This is a genomic window from Spiroplasma endosymbiont of Danaus chrysippus (assembly GCF_902809815.1).
Taxonomy (GTDB): domain Bacteria; phylum Bacillota_I; class Bacilli_A; order Mycoplasmatales; family VBWQ01; genus Spiroplasma_E.
The window spans coordinates 282,844-308,296 of record NZ_CADDIL010000001.1 but is presented as its reverse complement, the minus strand read 5'-3'; the positions used below and the strand labels follow the sequence as shown (position 1 = coordinate 308,296).

Sequence of the window (25,453 nt, the reverse complement as noted above, 5' to 3'; positions counted from 1 at the left end):
ATAAAGAAATTTCTTTATTTAATTGTTCCATCCTTTCTTTATGTGTTTTTATTTCGTGATTATAATATTCAATTAATTTTTCTTTATTCATAAATTACTCACCTCCTTTATAAACTCATGTGATTATAATCTCAATTTAGTGAAGCATTATCATGATTTAATGGTACTTCGCTCATATTATCACTACCATATTGACTAGTTGTTTCACTATTAATTGTGAATCTAGTATCATTAATTAATCTTGCAGTTTCATTATTAAATGTTGTTTCTTGCATTTCTTCATTATGATGTGTGGTTTCCATAGGTAATAAATTATTGATAATTTCAGAAGCACCAGCAATTATGGTAGGTAAGGTACTGCATAAGCATTCATAAAATCATTATTAATACCCATAGCAACACCACTTGATATTAAACATCCACCAGTAGCCATATTACAAATCTTTCTTATTGTTTCAAATTTATTAAGTATTAACTCAGTTAATCCACTAATAAGATTTGATATACCATAAGCATTTAAACTAATATATGTATCTCAATCCATTAATGACTGATGTTCTTGTTTATCTAATAGTAATCATGGAGGACCCTCAGTTGTAGTTGTAGTAGTTATTGGTGTTGTTGGAATAATAGGATTAATATTATTTTCTGTTCATTTACTATAATTTGCTAAACCAATTGTTCCTAAACCTAATAATATTTTTTTACTACTATTAATTAATTTAGTTAAAGTATAATTTGATTGTGTATTTTCATTTGGCATTTTATTCTCCTTTATTTGTTTTTATCAGTTCTCTTATAACATCTAATAAGGAATCTACTACATAAGAATTTAATTCAAATTCATAATTTCTAATTTTAATTTTTTCCTTTTGCATTTGTTTATTCTCCTTTAATTTTCTAATTTTTTAATTGTTACTTTAATTCAACCTTGATAAACATCATTATCACCAACTATTAATGCAACATTACTTTCTGGGTCAGAAACAATTATGTGTTTTGATTTAACATTTGGGTATTGTCTTAAAATAATTGATCTAATATCATTACTTGTATGAATTGCTTTTGGAAATGGTGATAATATTTCAATTTCATCTTTATTTTCAAACAAAGTAGGTAATATTATCATTAATTATTCTCCTTATTTTTAATTTGATTAGCAATTTCACTTAATATTTTCAATACTTTATATTCATTTTTTAATTCTTTAATAATAAATATTAAAATTATTATTAGTGTTATACTGGTTATTAATATTGGTGCTATTAATAAAATTTTTCATAATATCATTTTTTAGTCTTTTCATTTTTTAAATCATTTAACATTGATTGAACAAAATGCACGATTTTTAGGAATGTTTAAAGTGTTAAAGATTTGACCAGTTACAATAATTTCATCGTTTTTGTTTAATAAAATACAGCGTCTATAAAGTTTTGGGTTATTAAAAATTAAAGTAACATAGTTTAATCCATTTCATTGACCACGAACACTATAATATAATTCCTTATTACCTTTTTCGTAATATTTTGCTTCAATAGTGTTACTAATTTTTACTGTTAATTTGACATAATTTACTTTATCTTTCATTTTTATAATTTCCTTAAATAATTATCAAAAATTAATATTTTTTTATGATTTTTTAAATAATATTGAATATNTACATTCTAAAATAGTTTTTGCTTGGAATGTTTCATGAAAAATAATATTATTAGTTTCATTTGAATAGATAATAATGCCATTATTGCCAATACCAGCTGGGTCAATACCAATCTTTATTTCATATTGCATTAATTAAGTTAACCTCTAATAACTGTTTTAATAATTTCTAAATCACAATTACATCAACAATATTTACATTCTTCAATAAATTCTTTATGACCACAAACTAAATTATCTTTTTTTAAATCATCAATCAGTTGAATTACTCCTATTTTAAATTCAATATTATCACTGTCCGTTATGCAAACTGTTCCTCTTTTACTTAAGTATTCTTTATCCATATTTATACCTCCTACTTAACCTAACATTTAAAATACAGTCATAACAAATTGCTTTATTATTTTTGTCTCTTAAAAAGTTTTGTCTTGTTTTTATATCATTAGTATTAAAGAATAAATAATCTAATTTATGTTGTTTACATGTTCAACAAAAATACTTTTTCATAATAGTTCTTTCTAATATATTCTGTTGCTTGTAGCATAAAGAATATATATTTTTATTTTTATATTATTAATACTATTAGTTTTATTCATTCCATGAAAACTGGGCTCAAAAATAAATTGTGAAATTTTAAAAAACATTGAGGCATTCGATTCAATATTTATTTAATTTATGTTTAATAAATTAATATTTTAATTGAACCGGCCCCGCTCAATTTTTTTTACAAGTTTGAAATTTATTTTCTCGCCCAAAAATTTTTTCAAAAAAAATAAAAAATAAAACCAACACTTGCTCACTGGGGAGTGGCAAGGTTGGTTAAATAAAGAATAGAATTAATACAATAGGTCCCTACAACAGGTCTATATATACTAGTTTCCAATTCGCTCCCACCCCAAGAATTACCATTAAATGGTTAGTATATTTTATTAGGTATCACTCCACTTTTTATTTATCCATGCAAGTCCACATGTTCTAGCTACTATTTTTAACAACTGTGTTGTAGTTCACTTTTTTAGTTCCCTAACACGTGTTGATAATAGCGTTAAAGAGGGTTATTAAAAATTTTAAAATTTTACAATTACAAAAAAAAGACAAGATTTTTATTCTCGTCTTTTGTCATTTATTTTTAATTCAAGGGTAAAAAAAGAAAGGAGCTATTTTTAAAACTTTTTAGTTACCGACATCTTCGGTACGCTCCCTATAATTTTAAATTTGTGAGTAAAAGTAGCAATATTATAAATTAAAATCATAATTTTATGATTTACTAACACCCAAATTAATACCTAATATAAGGTGTACTTATGTTATAATTATTATAGTATATTGTTGACTCTTCGTTAAAATTAAGTTTGAAAAGGAGTATTAACTATGAAAATTGGAATTATTGGAGCATCAGGAAAATCAGGACTTGCTTTAACTAAAGAAGCTTTAAAACAGGGATATCAAGTTGTTGCCATTACTAGAAATCCTATTAAAATGCCAATTCTTAATAATGATAATCGATTGACCATTAAAAAAGCTGATCTTATTAATAAAAGTAGTATTAAAGCGGTTGTTAATGATGTTGATATTTTAATTAGTGCTTACGGCCCTACTATTGATAATCCCCAAAATATTCATCAGCAAGTTGCTAAAAACTTAATTACTATCATGCATGAATGTCAAAATATTAAAAGGTTATTAATTGTTGGTGGTGCTGGTAGTTTGTTAGATGATAAGAATGAAATATTAGTAGAAACAAGTTCATTTCCTGAAGCATGAAAAGAACATGCACAACAACAAGTTCAAGCATTAGCTACTTATCGTAGCAGTGACATTAATTGAACATATTTTAGCCCTTCTTTATACTATGACCCAGAATTACCAACTTTAGGTAAATTTAAAATTGGTAACAATCACTTAATTGTTAATAAAGAAGGAAAAAGTGAAATTAGTTATGGTGATGCTGCAATTGCTATTATTAATGAGATTAAAGAACAAAAATTTATTAAAAAACGTTTTACAGCGGGTTATAATTAATATTTTGTTTGAAAGGATATTAGACAAATGGTAAAACTTACAAAAGAACAAATTTTACAAAAAACGATAACTCTAAATAATGGTGTCAAAATTCCTCAATTTGGATTAGGTACATATTTAATGGTTGATAGTAAATCTATTTATAATTCAGTAATTTGTGCTTTGCAAAATGGTTATCGTCATATTGATACTGCAGAATATTATAAAAACGAGGAAATAATTGGTAATGCAATTAAAGACTTTTTAGCAGAAAATCCAGAAGTTAAAAGGGAAGATTTATTTATTACTTCTAAAATTTGAAATGACAATCATGAATATGAACTTACTAAAGATGCTTTGCGTGGTATCCTGACTCGTTTAAAACTAGATTATTTAGATTTATGTTTAATTCATTCACCAACTAAACAAAGTTTTGAATGTTGAAGAGCCTTAGAAGAATTTTATGAATATGGTAAAGTTAGGGCAATTGGTGTTTCAAATTTTAATAGTTCACAATTAAAAGATTTTTTAAAAAAAAATAAAAATAAAACCAGCAATTAATCAAATTGAAACACACCTTGGTTTTAATCAAAAAAAGACAATAGATTTTTGTTACGAGAATAATATTGCATTACTTCATGAAGAACAATGCTAGGTGGTAGAGCAGATGAAATACCATTATTACAAGAATTAGCAAATAAATACAAGGTTACTACTAGTCACATTGCTTTAAGATGAGCTTGACAATTGGGTCAAGTAGTTATTCCTAAATCAACTAATCCAGAGCGAATTATTAGTAATCCCGATATTGGGGGTTTTGAACTAACAGAAGAAGAGATGTTAAAAATTCAAAAATTACCACAAATTGCTTTAGGCCCACAATCTAATGATAAAAAATTTTGAAAAGGAATTATGATGGATTAAATTTAAAAAGGGGGTTAAATAATTGTGATTTGAAATGATACAACTAAGGAATTAGCAAAAAAATTAAATACTAATTTTGTTACAGGTTTAACTGAAGAAGTCGCAGCTCAATTGCTAATAGAAACAGGACCTAATCAATTACCAGTTACGAAAAAAAAGCCAATTTGAAAAATAGTTTTAGCACATTTTATTGAACCGTTTGTTTTAGTATTAATTGCATTAGCAATTATTGCTACTGTTATTGGTCAATGACAAGAAGCATTAGTTGTTTTTTTAATTGTAATTGTTGATGCTACTTTGTCTACTTATCAAGAAGTAAAAGCTGCAGCTTCTTTGGACTCTTTAAAGAAATTAGTTTCTTCACAAGCAGTAGTAATTCGTAATGGTAATAAATACGATATTGATGCTAAAGAATTAGTGGTAGGTGATTTGGTTTATTTAGATGCGGGAATGTTTGTACCTGCTGATCTACGTATTATTCAGTCTTATAATTTACGTACTAATGAATCACTTTTAACTGGTGAATCAACCTTAATTAGTAAAACTACTGAAGAATTAACTGAAGAAAAATTATCAATTGGTGAAAGAACTAATCTTGCTTTTATGTCTACTTCTATTGCGACAGGTAGTGGTCTTGGTTTAGTTTATGCAACAGCAAAAACTTCTGAAATTGGAAAAATAACTAAGTTATTACAAGAAGAAAAAAAACCTAAATCACCATTAACACGACAAATGTCTTTTTTAATTAGAATAATTTCAGTTTTTGCTTTATTATTAGGTTTAGCTATGTTTTTACTACAATTTTTCTTAATTAAAGTACCTGCTATTAATGCTTTAATTTTTGGAATTGCTTTAACAATAGCAGTAATACCTGAAGGTTTGCAAGTTATTGTTACCGTTTCATTATCACTGGGAAGTTCAAGAATGGCAAAAAAACATGCTATTGTTAAACATTTACCTGCTGTTGAAACATTGGGTCAAGTTGATATTATTTGTTCTGATAAAACCGGAACTTTAACACAAAATAAAATGACTGTTAAAAAATATTATTTAACAAAATCAGTTAATGATAGTAATGACTTTAAAAAGAAAACTAAACAAGAACAATTATTTTTAGATTGTTTAGTATTATGTAATAATAGTGAAGTTAGTAAAAATAAAACTATTGGTGATCCAACAGAAGCAGCACTTATTAATTGATCAGAAACATTAAAGTTTCCAACAAAGGCACTTAGTGATAAACATACTCGAGTTCATGAAATACCTTTTGATTCCAATCGTAAATTAATGTCAACAATTAATAAATACGATAAAAAAACTTATGTTTTTGTTAAAGGCGCGGTTGATAATATGATTAATATTTGTACTCATACGCTTATTAATAACGAAAGAGTAGTATTAACTGCACAAATTAAAAAAGAAATAATTGCAAGTATGGAAGAAATGTCAAATTCAGCATTACGTGTTTTAGGAGCAAGTTATAAAACTGTTAATAATACGAAAGATTATAGTAATATTAATGAAATTGAAAGTAATTTAACTTTTTTAGGATTAGTTGGAATGATTGATCCGCCAAGAAACGAAGTTAAAGATTCTTTAGTTAAAACTAAAAAAGCAGGTATTGATACAATTATGATTACTGGTGATCATTTAAATACTGCTGTTGCTATTGGTCAAGAATTAGGTTTGATTGAAAATAAAACACAAGCACTTAGTGGTAATACAATTGATGATATTCCAGAAGAATCATTTAATGCTAATATTAATCAATATCGAGTTTTTGCTCGTGTTTCTCCTGAACATAAAGTTAAGATTGTTAAAGCATTACAGAGTCATAATAAGGTTGTTTCGATGACTGGTGATGGTGTTAATGATGCTCCTAGTTTAAAAGCGGCAGATATTGGAGTAGCGATGGGTATTACGGGAACCGATGTTGCTAAAGAATCTTCACAAATAGTATTAACTGATGATAATTTTGCTACTATTGTTGATGCTATTGAAGAAGGGCGTAATATTTACAGTAAAATTAAAAGAATTGTTATTTTTATTTTAATTACTAATATGACCCAAGTATTTTCAATTGTTATTGGTGCTATTTTTGGATGAAATGAATTATTGCAACCAATTCAAATTTTATGAATTAATTTAATTGTTGAATCTGTTATTGCAATTCCAATGTCAATGGGACCTAATAACCCTGATTTAATGGTTAGAAAACCAACGAAATGGAATGATAGAATTCTTACTGGTAGTTGAGGATTTATTGGTATTGTTAGTATAATATTAAGTACCTTGTTACTATTAGCTTTTCATTTTTTACCTCAAATTTTACATGAAAATAATAGTGAAAGTTTTGTTTTTGTTTTTGTTATAATGACTAATGCTCCTGTTTTTTATGCATTTTCTTCTGTTTCAGGTGCTAATACAAGTATTTTTAATAAGATTACTTGAAAAAATAAATATATTTGAGTTGCGGCGATTAGTGCTTTTGCTATTAATACTTTTATTATTTTTACACCTGTTGTTAGCAATGCTTTTGGTATTGGTGCTGGTTTTCGTGCAGTTGATTGATTACTTTGTATTGCTTTATCAACAATACCAATGTGATTATTAGAAGTTTATAAAGGAATTAGACTTTTAGTTAATAAATTAGTTAAAAAAGAACAAAATAAAGTAAAAGTTAAATAATATAGAATGGAAAATTAATAATGAGAATTATTCCGTATGAATTATTTAGTTATACACCAGATATGAGTTTAACTGCATTACGTAAGGAATTACTAATGTATGATCATTGTTTAAATAAAAAAATTACAAATATGGCAATGCAACCATTTTTAGATTTGGAACGCAACTACTTTAATTTACTTTTATGTAAATGAGAATTAGAAATGCAAAAACGAAATCATTATGTTAATTAATTATTTAAATGTTATACTAAATACAATGATTTTGAATTTGTTGCAACTCCTGATTTTTTAATTATTGAATGTTGCATACAATGAGATTTAAAAGATTTTCAACCATATAAATGTAATTTAAATTGATATCAAATTATGATGATAACAATTAAAAATAAGGATAAAATAAATAAAGATTTTTATGAACAACTTTCTTTGTGGTATAAAGAAATGTTTATGAGGTGGTTAGCCCTAAATACTGGACCACTTTTGGATAGACAGTTTTAAATTTTTATTTGTGAAATTGGTGGTTTTAGAAATTTAGAATGTATTCTTTCGTAATTATAAAACATAATATATTGGTTTACATCATTTATAGCTTCATTGAGAGAAAAATATTGATTTGAACCTTTAGGTAGTCATTCTTGAGATAAATGAGAAAATCAGTTTTCAGATATTACATTGCCACCAATATCATAAGGTTGTTTTTTGCTTAAAATTATTTGCTTATCAGCAGCTCAATTTGTGATGTCTTGACAATAAAATTCGTTGGCGTTATCTGAGTGTAAAATAACGTTTTTTACTTGGTTTCAAGAGAATTGTTGATTTATTTTTTCAAGTGCAGGAAGGATTAAATCTTGATAGGATTTGTTTGAACATGTATTATAGCTTACAATATTATTTGAATAAAAATCAATAATTACAAAAAGATATAATCAACCTTCTTTAGTATTTATTTGTTTAGTGTCCATTGATCAAATTTGATTTGAAGAGGTTGTACTTTTATAATCTTTGTTTACTTTATCCATTGTAGGTATTCACTTATTTGGATTTTTTTTGTTTTTAGGATAGTTATTTTTAGTTTGTTTTAATCCTTGAAGATTGTGATCTTTCATAATTTTTCGCATTTGTTTTGTTGATAATTCTAGATTTAAAATAATATGTTTGTATTGTTTTAATCATTCTTTAAATGCTGAAAAAATTCGTAAATAGCCATAAATTTGTCCTTTTCTTGTAAAATGAAATTCAAGTAAAAGTTGGCATAATTCTTGATATTTATGTGTACAATTACTAATTTGATTTTTTTCTTTTTTAATAGGGTTTTGTTTGTTTTTTACAAAATAATATGTTGATCGGTTTAGTTGAAGATGTTGGCAAAGATATCTAATTGAATATTGGTTTTTGCTATCATCAATAATTTGAATTTTTTGTTTGATATTTAACTTGTTAATTACTAATGCTATTTGTTTAATTTTATCCATTATTAAAAATCCTTTCATGTCAAAATTAGTGTTAATTGTATAACACAATTGTTTTTCGAATACATTCAAGTTTTTTTTAAATTAATGGTCTAGTAAAAAGGGCTAAGTAGCTGAAAATTAATAACAACGGTTCTTTTAAACCTAAGAAATTAAATATGAATATTGTTTTTGAAAAAATAAATAATTTTTTACTAACAGCATAATAGTTTTTGAAAAAAATTTTGATTTTATTTTATAATTTAATTATAAATTACTCTAATAGAATGGAGATTTTATTTTTGAAAAATATAATTAAAGATAAAGTATATAAATATGTTGAAAAATTTCTCTTTGAAAATAGAGAAATATGAAATAGATTCGTTTTTATTAATGAAAATGGAGTTAATAAAAAAATTTCTTTAATGAAATTATGAGATTTAATAAAAACAAAAAAAACAATATGAAGATTTAGAAAAATTGTTTTGAAATGAAATAAATAAATAAATATTATTTAGAAGTTATAGAAATTAATTTAAAAGATAATTTTAATATTTTAATGGAAATTTTAAATTTTTTACAAGATAATTGATTTTTTAGTAGTATTTTTTTTGAAGTTAAAGGAAATTTAATGTTTATTTTTAATAAATTAAATTTTTTAATTTCTAATAAAGAAATTTTGGAATTAAAAAATAATGATTTATGAATAGATTTACCTTCAAATCATTTATTAGTTTATGAAATAAATTCTTTATTTTTATTAAGTTTTTCTTTATTGGATAAAATTAGTTTTATAAAAAAAATAATATTTATTAATAAAACTAATTTTAATGAATTAGAAATTAAAAAAGCAAAAGTTAGTCAAAAAAAATTTGAATGAGGTTTTTCAAAGGATAATGATTATACATCAAGATTTGATAAGAGTCCTTTAGTAAAAGGTATTATTGAAGGTAGAAATATATTAGCACATCAATTAATCTTTATTAGTCCATCTCAAAAAATTAGTTATTTTCCTCATTTAATTTCTACTATATATTTAGTTTTGTGATATCTTTATGAAATAGATTACTAAAAATATTTAATGTAATAATAGTTGGAAATTATACATCTTTGCCATTCTTAATTGCTTTAATATCTTTTTTTAACTGTTCTTTTAAAAATTTAATATCATTCTCACTATTTTTTACTTTTTTTAATGCTTCAATTTTAACTTTAGTATCTTTTTTTAATGCTTGAATCTTATCATTTTTTTCAGATCTAATTAACAATTTGGCTCAACTTTCTTTGTTAAAATGTGTAAACCCCTAAAAAGGTATTTTTTTAATAAAAGTTTTTCATCTTCAATTAATTCTTGATTGCGAGAAGCAATAACAGTAGCTTGTAAACCACCAGAAATATTAACTGCAGTTCTGCCCATATCAAATAAACCATCTAAGGCACCAATAATACCATAAACAGCAGCATAATAGCTACCAAAACCAAGACCACCTAAAACACCAGCTGTTACAACAGCAGCAGTTCCTGGCACTCCTGCAATTCCTAATGAAGCAACTAGTGTTACAATTAAACCATTAATAAATAAAATAGCGATTGTTCAGTTGGGAAAATTACCAGGAAGGATAACACTAAATCATAAGAAAGATAAAATAATTCCAGCTTGTACTCCAGCACAGCCACTTAAACCTATTGTTGTTGAAAGTGGCATTACTGTATCACTACCCTCTTCTTTCACTTTTAAATCTTCTTTTAAAGTATTCATAGCAATTGGTAAAGCGGCATTAGAAGACTGAGTTGTAAAACCAGCAATAATTGGTTTTTGTGCTTTTACTAATCAACGATAAGGATTAATACCAAATAAATATAATGATAATAAATGTCATAAGAAAGTAATAAGTAGTGCTAAATAAGCAACCCCAATAATAATGCCAATATTAGCAAGTGCACCAATTGGTTGATTAATAATTGCTGTTGCTAGCATACTCATAACAGCAAATGGCATAATTTTAATAAACATCATTAATATTGAAATAATAATTTTTCACATTGTTTCTAAAGTGTTTCTTGCTTTGTCCATTCGTTCTTCATTATGCTTAGTTAGTTTTTTAATTGCAAATCCAATTAAAGCACCAAGTACAATAATTGGAATAATTAATGTTTGAGTAAAAACACCAATTAAGCTGCTAGGAACGTAACTAATGATAATTTCGGGAATTGTTTTGGCAGTAGTTTTATCGTAACTACCACTATCAGTTAAATTAAAACCTTGCCCAATTTTAAAAGCAATTCCTAGTCCAAAGGCAATAGTAAAAGCAATAGCCACATTTATTAATAAAATAGTAATACCAACTACTGAAACTTTACTTATTGTTTTTGAGTTACTATTTTTTTTACTAGTAATTCTAGCGATAGCTAAAAATACTAATGGAATAGTTAACATAGTAATACCAATAATAAAAATAGTTTTTAATAATTCAATTCAGTGTACAATTTTTGCAACTCAGGGTATATAGTCAGGATTAGGTTTTATTGGTGTTCCAGGTAAGTTAGGATAAGTAATGTTATGACTATTAGAACCAGTAATAGCTTGGATAGTAATACCAAAAATTAGTCCTAAACCCATTCCAGTAAAAATACGAATTAGAAATTTAGGTTTAGTTTTTTTAATAAAAATAGAAAGTGCTAGAATAATACTAAAAAAGACAATTATCCCGATTAGACTTTGTCAGTGTGAAATACCAACAAAGTCTCTTAATAAGTTAATATTGTCATTACTAAGAGTTGTCATAGTTGCTACCTCATTCTTTTTATTTTTTATAGGTTATGACGATTTTACTTTTCTGCTTGCTATATGAATAATATCACTAGTACGAGCAAAAGGAGGTGAATAAACTAAATCTAAATTTTGTAAATCACGGATGTCCATTTTATTTCAAATGGCAGTAGCAAGAGCATTAATTCTTAATGTGGCATGATTATAACCTGCCATTTGTGCTGCCAGTAATTGGAAATTTGCTTTATCATAAAATAGTTTTAAGTATAAAGGGACGAGATTGTTTTAAGTATCTTGGTAGATCATAATCTTTAATATAAACACTACCAATTTTATTTTTATCAATCGTATCAAAACTACCAGTTTTTGTTATTTCTAAATTACCAACACGTAAAATACTTGACCCTAAAGTTCCTGGATATTTATGTTCTGGGTTTTTAATATTATCAGCAATAATACGTGCCATTTTATTAGCATTAGTTGCCAAGGGAACATATATTGATGATTTATCAAATTGACTATATATTTGTGCACAATCACCACCACTATACATATTTGAAAACTTTTTTGTAACATTTTCTTTAGAAGGAATTTGACAGAATTCGTTAATAATAATTGCTTTATTTTTGTTTAATTCAATATTGCTATTTTGTAAAAAATTCGTATTTGCTTTAAAACCAACTGCTAGTATTACTAAATCACAAGGTATTGTTTTTCCGTTTTTTTTATCATTTACACTTCTTAAATGCAAATCATTAACATTATTATGAGTCATCATTAGTTCTTCAACTTGATAGTTTAGTAAAATAGTGGCATTGTTTTTTGATTTAGTTTTATGATTAATATTTTTTTTGGTTAGTTCATCATAAATTAATTGACTAAATTCTTTATCAACAACGTCTGCCATTAATCGATCTTTCATTTCAACGATTGTGACATCTTTTTTTTGTTTTAAGCACGCTTCTGCCATTTCCATGCCAATAAATCCACCACCAATAATAACTATTTTTTTAGCATTTTTCATTGCTTTTTTTAGATTTATGGCATCTTCTGTAGTAAAAACATTATAAACATTATGTGGTAAAATACCATGACTAAAAGGTGGCGGAATTTTTGGTTTGGCTCCTGTTGCAATAACTAAGGCATGATAAGATACAACTTTTGCTTTAGTTTTATCGTCTATTGTTTTTTTTGACATGAATTTCTTGTTTTGCTGTATCGACTTTAATAACATTTTGATTTAAATGAATTTTATTTTTATTTTTATTATTACTTTTTTCTGAAAAATCTTTTTTTGTACGATCATTTAAAAGTTTTTTATCTTTAAATTCATTAGCAATATAATAAGGAATACCGCAACCACCAAGTGAAATATAGTTTTTTTCTTGATAAACATGGATATCAAAGTTTTTATCACTATTTTTTTCACTACGTAATAATTTACTCGCAACTCCCATCCCAGTCGCACCAGCACCAATAATAATAACTTTAATTTTCATTTTTATCATCGCTCCACTCTCATTAATTATAATATATATTTAATAAAAAAATTAATTAATAGTCTTTATCTTAACTATTGATTCATTTTTGAACAAATTCTAAAGTAGTGTCACTAATACCCTTATCAGTTACTAAATTATATTCATTAACAACTGTGTGGTCTAAATCACCAATTAAAAAACTTTGACCATGGTTAGCATCAAGGATAGTGTATAATGAACTTTTTTTTGGTATTTCATAGCGAATTTTTTCTTGAAATAATTCGTTAGCATTAGTGTAGTTAATAAAGTGATCATTTTGACCATGAAGAAATAACATTGGCATATCAGGTATTAGTTTTAAATATTTAATTGGTTGTATTTCTTGCAAACCATCAACACCAAATGCTTTTTGTGCTTTTTTACGACTTAATTTCAGCATTAAATTAGTAGGTAAGAAAGCATAGTTGTATAGTTTTTCACTATAGGTACGATCTAAGCGACTAAATGTACAATCAGAAATAATGAATTTTACTTTTTGATTAATTTTATGTTTTGCATATAAATTGCTTCACATTACTACTGTTGCGCCACCTAATGAAAAACCATATAATCCTAAAGCAGTAGTTTCTTGTTTATATGTTTTACAACAGTATTCAATAATGTCTTGTAAATCTTGTGATTCTTTTAAACCAAAAGTTGTTGGTGATGCATCACTTTCACCATGGTTACGAGCATCATATCAAATAACATTGTAGCCAGCACGTAAAAAAATGAAAGCTTGTTTAAATATTCAAAATCTTGTATTAGTTATTCCGTGTAATAGAATTATTGTTTTATTATTATTATTTTCATTTTTAAGGGGACTTTTTAAAAGATTACCGTATAATGTTAAATTGTCAATTGATGTTTTAATTGAAAAAGGAATTATATTTTCATGTTTTTCTAGGTATTCTCAATATTCAAAATACATTGGCCATTTTGCTAATTCAATTTTAACTTTCGGTTGAAATTGTGAATTATATTGCAAGCATGCTTTAAACATTTCAATTGAATTTATATTAACTTTTTGTCTTAATTTTATTCTATTAATACTACTTTGTTTCATTGGTTTTCCTCACATTTTAGGTCATACATTTTAATAGTCGACATTATTTAGTATTGTTGGTTTTGGTTTACAACGAATATATTTTTTATATTTTTTATAAGGTATAAATTTAATATATTTGTATTTGCTAACTACGTGTTGTCCATTATTTTTACTATTTCGTCGTAAACAGGGTTTTACTTTTTTGATTTTAAAAGTACCAAAATTAGGAATAGTAATTACTTTACCTAGTTGGTTAATATTTTTAATTTCTTCAATTACACAATTAAAAACTATTTCAATATCTTGAATGTTAAATTTAGTTTTATCTGATACTCTTGCAATTAATTCTTTTGCGTTCATAAAAATCAACCCTATCTGTTTGCCCATATCCTTCTAATATTTTATATTATTTTATTTATAAAATGTAATCTATAAATTTTTCGTACTTTGCTTGTTAATAATTTTATATATAAAAGGCATTTTACATATTTAATTTGAATAATTTTAACATTAAAAATAATAAGAATCAAAGATAAAAATTTCTTTATTATATTCAATAGTATAAATAAGTATATTCCTTAACTATAATTATAATTTCTATAAAATGTAATTACAAAAATAAAAGTGTTTGGCCATTGCTTTAGTTTTAAAGCAAGTGGTTTTTTATTTTTGAAAGAAAAGAAAGAGAGGTTTAAAATTATTCTAGAGATAGCGACAACAAATGTTTCAATAAGCGATATTGAAAATAAGATTAGAAAATTTAAAGAAAATTTAGAAATTTTTAAAAAAGAATTCACATTTTTCATAAATGAAAGTGTTGAGGAACAACGTAATTATAAACAAAGATATCAAGATATTTTATCAGAAGAAGAATTAGAAAATAGTAAATATGAAAAGGATTTAGCTTATAAAGAAGATGATTTAAAAAACTTAAAAAGTCATATTGAAGATTTAACAAAAAGTAGCACTAATAATCAACTTAGAAATCAAACATTGGATGAAAAAATAGCAAAAGATCAAAAAGAATTAAAAATAATAAGAAAAGAAATTAAAACTTTGCAAAAAGATAAAGAAGAGTTTAAAGAAAAAATCACAAAGATAGATAAAGATACTTTTCAAGAAACTCAAAAAAATATTGAAGATTTCCAAGCTACTATGAGAACAAAAATAAAATATGTTGAAGTAGTATCAACTTTAATTGAAGTTAATTTAAGTGATGCAAACATACAAAAGCATTGAGATGCATTATGAATCGATTACAATAATAAAGTTAAAAATGCAAAAGAAAGAATTCAAATTTTAGAAACAAAAATTTCAAGTTATAAAAAACAAATTTTGGAAAATGAAAGTAGTATTAAAAACCAAAAAAAAGAAATAATATTACTAACGCAAGAACAATTAAAGTTAGAAATTGATATAAAAAAAATTAAAGATAAAATTGAAAAAAATATAAAAGAAATAAGGGATAAATTAATTGAAATTAATAATAAAATGAATAGTTGTTTTACTGAAAATAAATTGAATATAACCAAAAAGAGTAATGATATTATTAATTTATTTAATGAATTTAAAAATTTTAATGAAAAAATAAAAGAAGATTTTAAGTTTTTCATTACAATAAAAGAACAAATAGATAAATTTTTAGGTGAATATTTTTTTATTAAAAACTCTAAAATTGAAAATTCTATATCAATAGTTGCTGATTATGATGCTGCACTTAAAATTATTATCAAGAATTTCACTACTTTTTTTGGAGAAAATAAATATGGTGAACTTTTAAAAAGTATAAAACAGTTTAATAACTATAAAGAAAGTAATCCTCAACAAGAATTACAACCATCAACTTCTAGTGATATCACTATTGATATCAATAATGAAAATAATGGTAAATGCAAATTATTTGATTTTGAAGAATTAAAATTAGAATCAGGATCAATAGTAAAAATGACTCTTAATTATTATAAATTTTTACAAGAATATAAAGGTCCATATTCTTATTTAATTTTTATTAAAGATGATAGTTTAAATGAAGAGAAGAATCAAAAAATAGCAAAAAATCTTTATTTTAATCCATTACTATTATTTGAAGATTGTAATGAAGAAGAACAAATGATTTTTAAAAAATTACAAAATAAAATAGCAAAAAATAATAAAAAGAATTTTCTTTTTAATGAAAACAAAAAATTTGCTTTATTATGTATTAGCGAAAATGATAGTTCTCAAAATCTTTTGTTTTTAATTGATTTTTCATCATTAATTAAAATTCCTAAAAAGTTTATTCCATTAATGTATGATTATCAAAAAAAATATAATTTAAATCAAAAAATATGTAAAAAAATAGTTAATAATTTTGAACAAAAAAATAAAAAAGATTATAAATTTATGTTTATAAAAGTTAGAGTACAAAACAATAATATTAAAAATTATATTAAAAATTTAGATTTATTATATGAAAAAATTTATCAACAAAAAGATCAATTACAACAATTACAACTTTTATTTTTTGAATTTAATGAATTTCTTGATTTAAATAAAAAACAGCAAAGTATAAAAATAAGTGATTATGAAACTCAACAAACTAGCGAATTTCTTAAAGAAAATGATTTTGTATATAAAATGGTAAAAGAAATATCTAATATTTTAGATATAACATTAAATTCGATAAATTCAGGTTGTTTGATAGGAAATTTTAATAATGTATTACAAATAGCAGATGTTGAATCAATAAACCAAGAAGTATCAGTTGGTCTAGTACTTTCTGAACAAAAGGTAGCATTTACAAATAATATATAATCAAAAGTTTTAAGCTTATAAATAATGCATATTTTCCAGATAATTTAATTATCTGGAATTTAAAATATTATTTACTTATTTGGGAATGTTTAGTAATCTGTGTGACTTACAAAAATAACTATGTTTAATTAATTCTAGTAAATATAATTTATATATCTAGAAAGAGTGAGTTACAGATGGCTAAAAAAGATATTGTTAATAACAATGATCCAATATCAAAAGCAGTAGATTTATTATTAGAAAATACTGAGGATTTAACAACAGTTTTTAAATGAGGGAGGCTTATATAAAGAATTAACTAAACGATTGGTAGAAAAAATGTTGAATTCTGAGATGCAAAATTATTTAGGACACGAAAGAAATCAACGCAGTAATAATGACAATGTTCGTAATGGTACAACATCAAAAAAATTAATAACTCAACAAGGTAAAATTGAAATTGATGTACCAAGAGATCGCAATAGTAATTTTGAACCAGTAATAATCACAAAAAGACAGAGAAGATTTGATGGTTTTGATCAACAAGTTCTTTCACTATATGCAAAAGGTATGACTTTATCAGATATTAGAATGCAGTTGCAAGAGTTATATCATGGCGCAGATATTAGCGAAAGCGTAATTAGTCAAATTACTGATGATGTCATTGATGATGTCAAAGCATGGCAAAATCGTCCATTAGATAGTGTTTATCCAATCATTTATTTTGATTGTATCGTAGTTAAAGTACGTCAGGATAAACGTATTATTAACAAATCAGTTTATATAGCTTTAGGAGTTGATTTAGAAGGTAAAAAAGATGTTTTAGGTTTATGAATTAGTGAAAATGAAGGTGCTAAATTCTGATTAAATAATTTTACAGAAATGAAAAATCGAGGCTTAAATGATATTCTTATTGCTTGTAGTGATAATTTAACAGGCATGTCAGAGGCAATACAATCAGTTTATCCTAAAACTGAACATCAATTATGCATAGTTCATCAAATTAGAAATAGCTTAAAATATGTTTCATACAAACATCGAAAGTCTCTAGTTATCGATTTAAAGCCAATTTATACAGCATGTAGTGAAGAACAAGCAATGCAAGCTTTAGAATCATTTGAAAGTAAATGAAATAAACAATATCCACAAATTGCTAAATCTTGATATAAAAATTGAGAAAATTTAATGGTTTTTATTAGTTATCCAGCAGAAATTAAAAGGGTAATTTATACTACAAATGCTATTGAATCTGTTAATAGCCAATTACGAAAAGTTATTAGAAATAAAAAAGTTTTTCCTAATGATATGGCAGTTTTTAAAATTTTTTACTTAGCAATTGAAAATATCACAAAAAAATGAACATTGCCTATTCAAAATTGAAATACAGCAATTGCTCATTTTATGATAAAATTTGAAGACAGAATTAATCTGAACTAGTACTTTGTAAAACAAAGAAACACAGATTACTAAAAAGCCTCACTTATTTTGTAATTTTTTATTTTATGATTTGAATTTATAATTTACAAATTTTGTAAAATTAACGAAGAAAGATGTTTAATAATTAAGTTTTTTATATAAATTTTGAAATACTTCTATTTTTAACATTGATTTCTTCTCATGATTTTTCATCATTAATTCTATTTTTAACATTGATTTCTTTTCAAGATTTTTCATCATTAATATATTTTTTAAATAAAATTTCTGATCATAATGGTGTAAAAAATGAAATTTGTTGTTCTGTAAATGATGAAATTTGTTTTTCTGTGAATGCTGGTATTTGTCATCATTCAAATTCTTGAATCTGCTCTTTTGTAAAAACCGCAATTTGTGATGGCAAAAATGATGAAACTTGTTCTTTTGTAAATGATGCAATTTGTTTTGTTATAAGTGCTTTAATTTGTCATTCTTTAAAATATGGAATTTGCTTTATTGTAAATCATGGAATTTGTCAATCTGTAAATGCTTTGATTTGTCATCATTGAAATGCTTGAATTTGCTTTTCGGTAAAGTATGGAGTTTGTTGTTCTGTAAAATATGGAATTTGTTTTTCTGTAGATTTTGAAATTTGTTGTGTTGCAAAATATGAGATTTGTTTTTCTGTAAATCATGGAATTTGTCATCATGTAAATACTTGTATTTGTGACCATTGAAATGCTTGTATTTGTCATTTTCTAAATTCTGCTATTTGTGTTATTTCATGGAATACTTTAATTTGTTGTTCTGTAAATTTTGAAATTTGTTGTGTTGTATTGAATGCTGGTATTTGTTGTTCTGTAAAATGTGGAATTTGCTTTATTGTAAATCAGGTAATCTGTGTTGAGGTAAATGTTTCAATTTGTTTTTTTCTAAAGTATGGAATTTGTGTTGTTGCATTGAATGCTCGAATTTCTTTTTTAGTTAATTTTAAAATATTTAAAATATCATTTCCATTAATTGTGATTGGTTCAGGAACAAAATCCATTGCTTTATCATTGTCTTTTCTTTCAAATATTATTAGTTTTCTTTTTTTAAACTTTTTTCTTCAATATTTCTTTTGTCTGTTTCAGAAGTTCCTGACTCTTTATTTGAATCTTCACTATTTTTTTTGTAATTTTTCTAGAACTTTTCCTTATTTTTTTTATCTTTCCTTTATTAGCATTTTTGGTAATCGTTGTTTTATTTTTTAATTTAATATTTATTTTGCCTTTTCCTCCGCTTTTTCCTTTTGCTCTCTTATTTCTATTGAGTAAAATTAGTTCTTTTTTTATTGTTTCTAGTTCTATTTGATTGTATATTAAATTTTTTATTGATGTTATGTCAAATGTATTGTTACAATCTATTTCATTATCAGTTGACATAGTATTAGTACATTGCACTTTATTGTTAAAAAATGGTCCGATTAATATTTATAATTTAAATCAATAATTTGGATTAAAATCTTTCATAATTTTTCGCATTTGTTTTGTTGATAATTCTAGATTTAAAATAATATGTTTGAATTAGTTCTCTTTTATTATTAGATTATCAATTTAAGAAAACTTGAAATAGCGCCGTTAAGAAAGATGGACATTCAAAGTGAAATTTTATTAAGTTTTATAAATAATATTTGTAAATGTTAAATTGATAGCTATCAAGTTATTATTTAGTTTGCGATGAGTTTAATATTTGATTAATTTTTTAAAATATATTGCTGTTTATAATCATATTATTACTTAATATACTAGTTAAAGTTAGTATTACTAAATACTTAATTCTTTTTTATTTTCTTACTAGATTTAATCTATTTAATCTGTCAAAATCTTTATTTTAAATTATAAAACTTTAAAATAATTTTTTATGAAATAACTTCTGGAAATTATTAAAGTTTTTCATATTTTTTAGGCAGTGTTTTTTAAATTCAAAATTTTGTTCATAAATTTTTTCTAAAACTAAGTATCAATAGCGTTAATATTTAAAAGTAATAAAAAAGAGATTTAATAATTAAGTTTTTTGTTAAAAATTATCATATAATTAACAATGAACATCTTAATTATGGAGAAAAATATGAATAAGGATATGTATTTAATTAGAGCAGTAGAAATGGCAACAATTGCTGCTTATAAATTTATTGGTCGTAAAAATAAGAATGCTGTTGACTTTGCTGCTGTTGAAGCAATGACAATTATGTTAGATAATGCCCCTATTAAATGTCGTATTATCGTTGGTGAAGGTGAGTTAGATCAAGCACCAATGTTATTTGTTAATCAAGAGTTAGGAAAAGGAAAAACTTTAACTTATGATTTAGCAGTTGATCCAGTAGAAGGTACTTATTCTTCTACTTATAATATTGCTGGTAGTATTGCTTGTTTAGCAGCAGCACCTAATACTATTTTAAAGTTACCAGAAATGTATATGGAAAAATTATTTGTTGGACCCGATTTACAAGATGCTATTAACAATGAAGATGATTTTATTACTAATATTAAAACTATGCAAAAGATGAAAAAACATAATGATTTAATTGATATTATTTTAGATAAACCAAGACATCAAAAAATAATTGAAAAGTTGCATGATTTAGGTATTATTGTTCGTTTAATTGGTGATGGTGATGTGCTTGCTGCTATTGATGTTATTAATAAGGAAGCAGATTTTGTTTATGGTATTGGTGGTGCTCCTGAAAGGGGCATTAATGGCAGCATTAGCATTAAGTGCTGGTGGCAATATTAAAACTAAGCTAATTTCTTATCAAACAATATGACCCACTGATGAAGATACTAAGATTCGTGTTAATATTGAAGATATTGCTATTAAAAAATATAAATTATCATATAATAAATATTATTTTGCTAAAGATTTAGTAAAAGATGAAAATGTCCGTTTTGTTGCTACAGGGTTAACAGCTGGTGGAAGTTTAAAAGCAATTAAATATTATTATGGTACATATTATTTAAATACTTTTTTTGTTTCACATGGTGTTGTTAGAAATATGGAAGTTACTTATAGTGTTAGTCAGGTTAATAAACTATTGCCAAGTGTTGAAAAAATTATGAAAATATATAATAAATATGTTTAAAAATATTTAAAGGAGAAAATTATGAATGATATTGATCGTTTACCTGCTATCCCAGTTTTAGAAAGTCAACGTTTAAAACTACGACCCATTACTTTAAATGATGGACAAGCATTATTTAATTATGCAAAGAATGAAAATATGACAAAATATGTACCGTGAAAAGCTCATAAAAGTATTAATGATAGTATTGGTTTTATTAATTCTTTATTACAAGAATATAAACAATTAAGTTCTTTAATGTGAGCAGTGCAATTAAAAGATGATAAAACTAATACGATGATTGGTACTTGTGGTTTTATTAGATATTTTGCTCATACTAAATGTTTGGAAATAGGTTATGCTTTTAATCCAAAAGAGTGGGGTAAAGGTTATGCCAAAGAGGCATTGTTGACTGCTATTAAGTATGGATTTGAAAATACTAATAGTATTAGAATTGAAGGTAGTTGTGTTAAAGAGAATATTGCTTCAGCGAAAACGATGGAAAGTGTTGGCATGAAGTTTGAAGGAATTTCTCGTAGTAATTTTATTAAAGACGGTAAAGTTAGTGATTGTAAAATATTTAGTATTATTCGTAGTGAGTATTTTAAATAATATTTTAATATTATTTAAAGAGTAGCTTTATAGAGTTTTTTCAAAGTTATTTTTAAAGAGGTTATGATTTAATAAATTTTAATATAATTATTCTTTTTCTAGGGATGAATTTTCTTTTAAGTTTAAAAAAAAGATTGAATAAATTAAAAAAACAAATTTAATATTAAACATTATTTTAGTATTATTGTCATATAAATTAATTAAATTATTAATTGATAATTTACAATATAATTTTAAATCATGTAAAGTGAAAAAATTAAACTATTCAATCTTAAAAAGTATTAAAAATATTTCAAGAACTTGAAAAATTTAATAATATTTGGAGGCAACATTGAAAAATAAAAAATTAGATAAAAATAAAATAAAAAACCAAAATTTTAATTTTATAGACCTTTTTTCTGGTATAGGTGGATTTCATCAAGCGTTAAAATCTTTAGGTGGAAATTGTGTTGCAGCTTCAGAAATTAATTTGAATTGTATTGAAATATATAAAAAAATTTTCCTAATACAGTGATACTTGGTGATATAAAAAAAGAATGGATAAAATTACCAAAATTTGATATTTTATGTGGTGGTTTTCCATGTCAACCATTTAGTAAAGCTGGTAAACAAAATGGTTTTAATGATAAAGAACGTGGAAATTTATTTGATGTAATTATTGATATTTTAAAAGCTCATAAAGAGTGCAAGTTTATTATATTAGAAAATGTTCGTAACTTATCTGACAAAACTGAAAATTGAGAAATTATACAAAAAGAATTAAAACAATTAGATTTTTTTGTGACAGAAAAAACTGTTGTTTTATCTCCATGCCAATTTGGTATTCCACAAATAAGAGAAAGGGTTTATATTCTTGGAATTAAGAAAGGTTTAAGAGACCCCAAAAAATTAACAAATGGATTTATTCATTTAGAAGAATTAAGACTTACTAATGTATCATCAGCATTACGAGCGCTTAATAACGGAGACGCTTGGACTATATTAGAACCTAATCCGGATAAAAAATATCTTTTATCTAAAAACGATAAAGATATTTTAGATATTTGAGACGAATTTAGAGAAGGTACTAATTATCAATCAAGTAATGTACCAATTTGAATAGATTACTTTGGACATAAACTGAGTGATGACGAATTTAATAGTAAAAAATTTTATCAAACCAAAGATAAGACAAATAAAATAATTAGTGAGTTGCCTGAATGAAAGCAAAAATTTGTAAATAAAAATCGAAAGTTTTATTTATCACATAAAGAATTTATTGATAAATGAATTGAACGATACGATATTTTTAATAAAATATCAACGCATAAAAAATTTGATTGAAACTGTGGTAAAGATTTTAAAACACTTAAAGACACAATTATTCAATTTAGACAGTCAGGAATTAGAGCAAAAAGACCTACTTATTTTCCAGCACTTGTAGCAAGTAGCAAGTAGCATTTGAGAAGATATTTCAAAAGGATTTGAGGATTTTACAAAAGACGTAGGAAATTTTTTTGAAAAAGGTTGACAAGGGATAGAATCATTTTTTAGTGATTTATTTGAAGGATTAGACTTTTTACTTTATGCTGTACCAATAGTTATTGGAGGAGCAATTGCTGCTGCAATAAGTGTCAAGATTTATAAGGTAATAACTAAACTGCAAAAAGATAAACTAGTAAGAATGAATCTTAAAGATGCGCAACGTCAAAGAAAACTTAATAAAAAAAATAGTCCATTATTAGGAACACTTAGTGATAAAATTGTAAAAAGTAAAGATAAAATTAAAAAAAGAGAAGATAAACTGCAAGAAGCAGAAAATAAGCTAAAAAATTTAAAAGCAAAAAATCAAAGATTAGAAGAAAAAGAACTTAATAAACAAGTTAAAATAGCTAAAAAGTTAAAAAAAATTAATAATTTTCAAAATGAAGTAAATGATAGTGAACCGTTAATTACTAGAAATAATTCTTCAACTTCATTTTCATTATAATATTTTTCTTATTTAAAAAAAGATTGCAATTGCAATCTTTTTTATTTTCAACAATATAATATTTTATTCATAATATTATTTTTATAAATTATATTAAGTTAGTTGTTAAAGAATGATAATTAATGACTGAATTTTGTAAAAAATGAAGTTTTATAAGTAAAAATATAGTTACTCTAACTTATCAATGTTATAATTTATCAAAGGAATAACTAATATTAATTTATGAAAATTTAGATAGAAAGGTGCTATTGCCATTAATATGTTTTTTAAAAGTGTAAAATTCAAGAAGACAAATGATGATTTTGAAACAGATGATAACTCTGAATCAGAAGTTAATATAGAAGGAAAACAAGAAATAATTACACCTTTTAAACAGTATAAAAAAAAGTAAAGATAGTAAAAATCTTTTTGCTAAAAAAATGTTATTAAAAACAAAGCAATCAAAATTAAATAGTAAGAAAAAATTTAGTGTTCATGATTGAGGGATTGATAATACTAATTATGTTTTTATTGATTTTGAAATTGCAAATTCGAATAAAACAAGTGCTTGTCAATTAATTATGATAAAAGTAACACAAGGTAAAATTGTCAAAACTTATAGTTCGTTAATTAAACCACATCCCGAAGAATTTACTTTTTCTCATGTTCATGGAATTACAAATGAAAGTGTATCTTTAATGTCAAATTTTAAAGAATTATGAGCAGACATTGTTACTTTTTTTACTGAAAATACTGTTGTTATTGCTCATCATGCTAACTTTAATATTAATATCTTAAGATCATTAATTAATCATTATGATTTAGAGTGCCCTAATTTTTTTTACATTTGTTCAGTTAAGTTATTTAGAAGAACATATGATTATCCTAATAACCGTTTAAGTGCTCTTGCTCATAGTAATCAAATTAAATTTGATCATCATGATCCATTGGCAGATGTTACCACTTTACATAAATTAATTAATATATATTTCAGTGAACATTACCATTTAAAAACTTTATGTAATAATCTTAATATTAAAATGGGGAGATTATTTGGTGATTCTTTATCTTAATTAATATAAGATGTATTTTTATATATAAAAATACTTTTTAAGTTTAAAGGTATAGTAAATAAAAATTTGCAAATTTAAAAATTAACATTATAATTATACTTATGTAGGGATATTAAGATAAATTATTTAAGTCAAATTGTATACAAAAGAGGTTACAGTTATGGAAAAAGAAATAGATGTTGCATATGTTTTATCACCATTGGATACAGTCACTAATGTTAATGACAAAAGTGTCTTTTCAATAAAAACACATCTTGTGCTAATAAATAAAATACTTAAAAGTAAATAATTACTGGTTTTAAATTAGTATTAATGATTAGTAGTTAAAACAGTTGCTATTTTTAAGTGCAGCACTAATTCTTTAAATAATATTTATATCTTGTATAAAATATAATCAATTATAATCGAGAAGATTATTAACTAAAATTCAATTTTTGTTTAATAAAAGTCTAAAAAGTACATGAATATTTTGCTTGTT

Annotated in this window: 31 protein-coding genes and 1 pseudogene; 16 read left to right on the top strand and 16 right to left on the bottom strand. The window is 24.3% G+C overall.

Features of this window, described 5'->3' with window-relative positions:
* Positions 1–107: 107 nt before the first annotated feature.
* From SPIRDC1_RS01755 to SPIRDC1_RS01725, 6 genes are all read right to left on the bottom strand, one after another.
* A complete protein-coding gene (locus tag SPIRDC1_RS01755) occupies positions 108–302 on the bottom strand; it encodes a hypothetical protein (RefSeq protein ID WP_174480259.1) in 195 nt (64 codons plus the stop codon).
* 38 nt (positions 303–340) lie between these two features.
* On the bottom strand, positions 341–763 hold the full coding sequence (locus SPIRDC1_RS01750) for a hypothetical protein (protein WP_174480258.1): 423 nt from the start codon (positions 761–763) through the stop codon (positions 341–343).
* A 129-nt stretch (positions 764–892) separates the two neighbouring features.
* Positions 893–1,129, bottom strand: coding sequence for a hypothetical protein (locus tag SPIRDC1_RS01745; RefSeq protein WP_174480257.1), 237 nt, complete (start codon positions 1,127–1,129; stop codon positions 893–895).
* Entirely contained in the window at positions 1,129–1,290 is a 162-nt protein-coding gene (locus SPIRDC1_RS01740; RefSeq protein ID WP_174480256.1) for a hypothetical protein, read from the bottom strand. The genes SPIRDC1_RS01745 and SPIRDC1_RS01740 overlap by 1 nt, the downstream gene beginning before the upstream one ends.
* A 3-nt stretch (positions 1,291–1,293) precedes the next feature.
* Positions 1,294–1,587 (bottom strand): hypothetical protein, encoded by a 294-nt coding sequence (locus SPIRDC1_RS01735; protein ID WP_174480255.1) that lies wholly within the window; start codon positions 1,585–1,587, stop codon positions 1,294–1,296.
* Between the two features lie 209 nt (positions 1,588–1,796).
* Entirely contained in the window at positions 1,797–2,000 is a 204-nt protein-coding gene (locus tag SPIRDC1_RS01725; RefSeq protein ID WP_174480103.1) for a hypothetical protein, read from the bottom strand.
* Positions 2,001–3,027: 1,027 nt separating this feature from the next.
* Between SPIRDC1_RS01725 and SPIRDC1_RS01720 the strand changes: the two genes are divergently transcribed.
* The 5 genes from SPIRDC1_RS01720 (at position 3,028) to SPIRDC1_RS01700 (ending at position 7,502) form a co-directional block, all read left to right on the top strand.
* Positions 3,028–3,678 carry an NAD(P)-dependent oxidoreductase gene (locus SPIRDC1_RS01720; RefSeq protein ID WP_174480253.1) on the top strand — a complete coding sequence of 217 codons (651 nt, stop codon included), beginning with the start codon at positions 3,028–3,030 and terminating at the stop codon, positions 3,676–3,678.
* A gap of 27 nt (positions 3,679–3,705) precedes the next feature.
* Complete coding sequence (locus SPIRDC1_RS01715) at positions 3,706–4,218, top strand: aldo/keto reductase (RefSeq protein WP_174480252.1); 513 nt, start codon at positions 3,706–3,708, stop codon at positions 4,216–4,218.
* An 87-nt stretch (positions 4,219–4,305) separates the two neighbouring features.
* Positions 4,306–4,581, top strand: coding sequence for an aldo/keto reductase (locus SPIRDC1_RS01710; RefSeq protein WP_174480251.1), 276 nt, complete (start codon positions 4,306–4,308; stop codon positions 4,579–4,581).
* A 24-nt stretch (positions 4,582–4,605) separates the two neighbouring features.
* Positions 4,606–7,269 (top strand): cation-translocating P-type ATPase, encoded by a 2,664-nt coding sequence (locus SPIRDC1_RS01705; protein WP_174480250.1) that lies wholly within the window; start codon positions 4,606–4,608, stop codon positions 7,267–7,269.
* A 20-nt stretch (positions 7,270–7,289) separates the two neighbouring features.
* Positions 7,290–7,502 (top strand): hypothetical protein, encoded by a 213-nt coding sequence (locus SPIRDC1_RS01700; RefSeq protein WP_174480249.1) that lies wholly within the window; start codon positions 7,290–7,292, stop codon positions 7,500–7,502.
* 263 nt (positions 7,503–7,765) lie between these two features.
* On the opposite strand, the gene SPIRDC1_RS01695 is transcribed toward SPIRDC1_RS01700, so the two are convergent.
* Positions 7,766–8,761 carry an IS3 family transposase gene (locus SPIRDC1_RS01695; RefSeq protein ID WP_174479968.1) on the bottom strand — a complete coding sequence of 332 codons (996 nt, stop codon included), beginning with the start codon at positions 8,759–8,761 and terminating at the stop codon, positions 7,766–7,768.
* A gap of 260 nt (positions 8,762–9,021) precedes the next feature.
* Between SPIRDC1_RS01695 and SPIRDC1_RS01690 the strand changes: the two genes are divergently transcribed.
* On the top strand, positions 9,022–9,222 hold the full coding sequence (locus SPIRDC1_RS01690) for a hypothetical protein (RefSeq protein WP_174480248.1): 201 nt from the start codon (positions 9,022–9,024) through the stop codon (positions 9,220–9,222).
* A 128-nt stretch (positions 9,223–9,350) separates the two neighbouring features.
* The gene (locus tag SPIRDC1_RS01685; protein WP_174480247.1) at positions 9,351–9,791 is read left to right on the top strand and encodes a hypothetical protein; all 441 of its coding nucleotides are present in this window, start codon (positions 9,351–9,353) and stop codon (positions 9,789–9,791) included.
* A 28-nt stretch (positions 9,792–9,819) separates the two neighbouring features.
* On the opposite strand, the gene SPIRDC1_RS01680 is transcribed toward SPIRDC1_RS01685, so the two are convergent.
* The 7 genes from SPIRDC1_RS01680 to SPIRDC1_RS01650 all read right to left on the bottom strand — a co-directional run bounded on the left by SPIRDC1_RS01680 (position 9,820) and on the right by SPIRDC1_RS01650 (position 14,417).
* The gene (locus tag SPIRDC1_RS01680; protein WP_174480246.1) at positions 9,820–9,987 is read right to left on the bottom strand and encodes a hypothetical protein; all 168 of its coding nucleotides are present in this window, start codon (positions 9,985–9,987) and stop codon (positions 9,820–9,822) included.
* The gene (locus SPIRDC1_RS01675) at positions 9,981–11,504 is read right to left on the bottom strand and encodes a dicarboxylate/amino acid:cation symporter (RefSeq protein WP_174480245.1); all 1,524 of its coding nucleotides are present in this window, start codon (positions 11,502–11,504) and stop codon (positions 9,981–9,983) included. The genes SPIRDC1_RS01680 and SPIRDC1_RS01675 overlap by 7 nt, the downstream gene beginning before the upstream one ends.
* A gap of 33 nt (positions 11,505–11,537) precedes the next feature.
* A complete protein-coding gene (locus SPIRDC1_RS01670) occupies positions 11,538–11,705 on the bottom strand; it encodes a hypothetical protein (protein WP_174480244.1) in 168 nt (55 codons plus the stop codon).
* Positions 11,706–11,733: 28 nt separating this feature from the next.
* Complete coding sequence (locus SPIRDC1_RS01665; protein ID WP_174480243.1) at positions 11,734–12,687, bottom strand: NAD(P)/FAD-dependent oxidoreductase; 954 nt, start codon at positions 12,685–12,687, stop codon at positions 11,734–11,736.
* Positions 12,662–12,997, bottom strand: a complete 336-nt coding sequence (locus tag SPIRDC1_RS10180) for an FAD-dependent oxidoreductase (protein ID WP_174480242.1) — start codon at positions 12,995–12,997, stop codon at positions 12,662–12,664. The genes SPIRDC1_RS01665 and SPIRDC1_RS10180 overlap by 26 nt, the downstream gene beginning before the upstream one ends.
* Positions 12,998–13,058: 61 nt before the next feature.
* The gene (locus SPIRDC1_RS01655; RefSeq protein ID WP_174480241.1) at positions 13,059–14,075 is read right to left on the bottom strand and encodes an alpha/beta hydrolase; all 1,017 of its coding nucleotides are present in this window, start codon (positions 14,073–14,075) and stop codon (positions 13,059–13,061) included.
* A 30-nt stretch (positions 14,076–14,105) separates the two neighbouring features.
* The gene (locus SPIRDC1_RS01650) at positions 14,106–14,417 is read right to left on the bottom strand and encodes an HU family DNA-binding protein (protein ID WP_174480240.1); all 312 of its coding nucleotides are present in this window, start codon (positions 14,415–14,417) and stop codon (positions 14,106–14,108) included.
* A gap of 309 nt (positions 14,418–14,726) precedes the next feature.
* Between SPIRDC1_RS01650 and SPIRDC1_RS01645 the strand changes: the two genes are divergently transcribed.
* Both SPIRDC1_RS01645 and SPIRDC1_RS01640 read left to right on the top strand, forming a co-directional pair.
* Complete coding sequence (locus SPIRDC1_RS01645; RefSeq protein WP_174480239.1) at positions 14,727–16,850, top strand: coiled-coil domain-containing protein; 2,124 nt, start codon at positions 14,727–14,729, stop codon at positions 16,848–16,850.
* Positions 16,851–17,117: 267 nt separating this feature from the next.
* Entirely contained in the window at positions 17,118–18,266 is a 1,149-nt protein-coding gene (locus SPIRDC1_RS01640) for an IS256 family transposase (RefSeq protein ID WP_438363300.1), read from the top strand.
* A 133-nt stretch (positions 18,267–18,399) separates the two neighbouring features.
* On the opposite strand, the gene SPIRDC1_RS01635 is transcribed toward SPIRDC1_RS01640, so the two are convergent.
* The gene (locus SPIRDC1_RS01635) at positions 18,400–19,290 is read right to left on the bottom strand and encodes a hypothetical protein (RefSeq protein ID WP_174480238.1); all 891 of its coding nucleotides are present in this window, start codon (positions 19,288–19,290) and stop codon (positions 18,400–18,402) included.
* A 46-nt stretch (positions 19,291–19,336) separates the two neighbouring features.
* A complete protein-coding gene (locus SPIRDC1_RS01630) occupies positions 19,337–19,666 on the bottom strand; it encodes a hypothetical protein (protein WP_174480237.1) in 330 nt (109 codons plus the stop codon).
* A gap of 685 nt (positions 19,667–20,351) precedes the next feature.
* Between SPIRDC1_RS01630 and SPIRDC1_RS10675 the strand changes: the two genes are divergently transcribed.
* The 7 genes and pseudogenes from SPIRDC1_RS10675 (at position 20,352) to SPIRDC1_RS10175 (ending at position 25,264) form a co-directional block, all read left to right on the top strand.
* Positions 20,352–21,017: a fructose-bisphosphatase class II gene (locus SPIRDC1_RS10675; RefSeq protein ID WP_174480236.1), complete on the top strand. Its 666-nt coding sequence runs from the start codon at positions 20,352–20,354 to the stop codon at positions 21,015–21,017.
* Positions 20,980–21,363, top strand: a complete 384-nt coding sequence (locus tag SPIRDC1_RS10670; protein WP_174480235.1) for a fructose-bisphosphatase class II — start codon at positions 20,980–20,982, stop codon at positions 21,361–21,363. Before SPIRDC1_RS10675 ends, SPIRDC1_RS10670 begins: the two co-directional genes overlap by 38 nt.
* Before the next feature lie 21 nt (positions 21,364–21,384).
* A complete protein-coding gene (locus tag SPIRDC1_RS01615; RefSeq protein WP_174480234.1) occupies positions 21,385–21,954 on the top strand; it encodes a GNAT family N-acetyltransferase in 570 nt (189 codons plus the stop codon).
* Between the two features lie 319 nt (positions 21,955–22,273).
* Positions 22,274–23,391: pseudogene (dcm, locus tag SPIRDC1_RS01605) on the top strand (DNA (cytosine-5-)-methyltransferase).
* Between the two features lie 226 nt (positions 23,392–23,617).
* Positions 23,618–23,923 carry a hypothetical protein gene (locus SPIRDC1_RS01600; RefSeq protein ID WP_174480231.1) on the top strand — a complete coding sequence of 102 codons (306 nt, stop codon included), beginning with the start codon at positions 23,618–23,620 and terminating at the stop codon, positions 23,921–23,923.
* 419 nt (positions 23,924–24,342) lie between these two features.
* Positions 24,343–24,975 carry an exonuclease domain-containing protein gene (locus SPIRDC1_RS01595; RefSeq protein WP_174480230.1) on the top strand — a complete coding sequence of 211 codons (633 nt, stop codon included), beginning with the start codon at positions 24,343–24,345 and terminating at the stop codon, positions 24,973–24,975.
* 160 nt (positions 24,976–25,135) lie between these two features.
* The gene (locus SPIRDC1_RS10175) at positions 25,136–25,264 is read left to right on the top strand and encodes a hypothetical protein (protein ID WP_255495891.1); all 129 of its coding nucleotides are present in this window, start codon (positions 25,136–25,138) and stop codon (positions 25,262–25,264) included.
* Positions 25,265–25,453 lie beyond the last annotated feature (189 nt).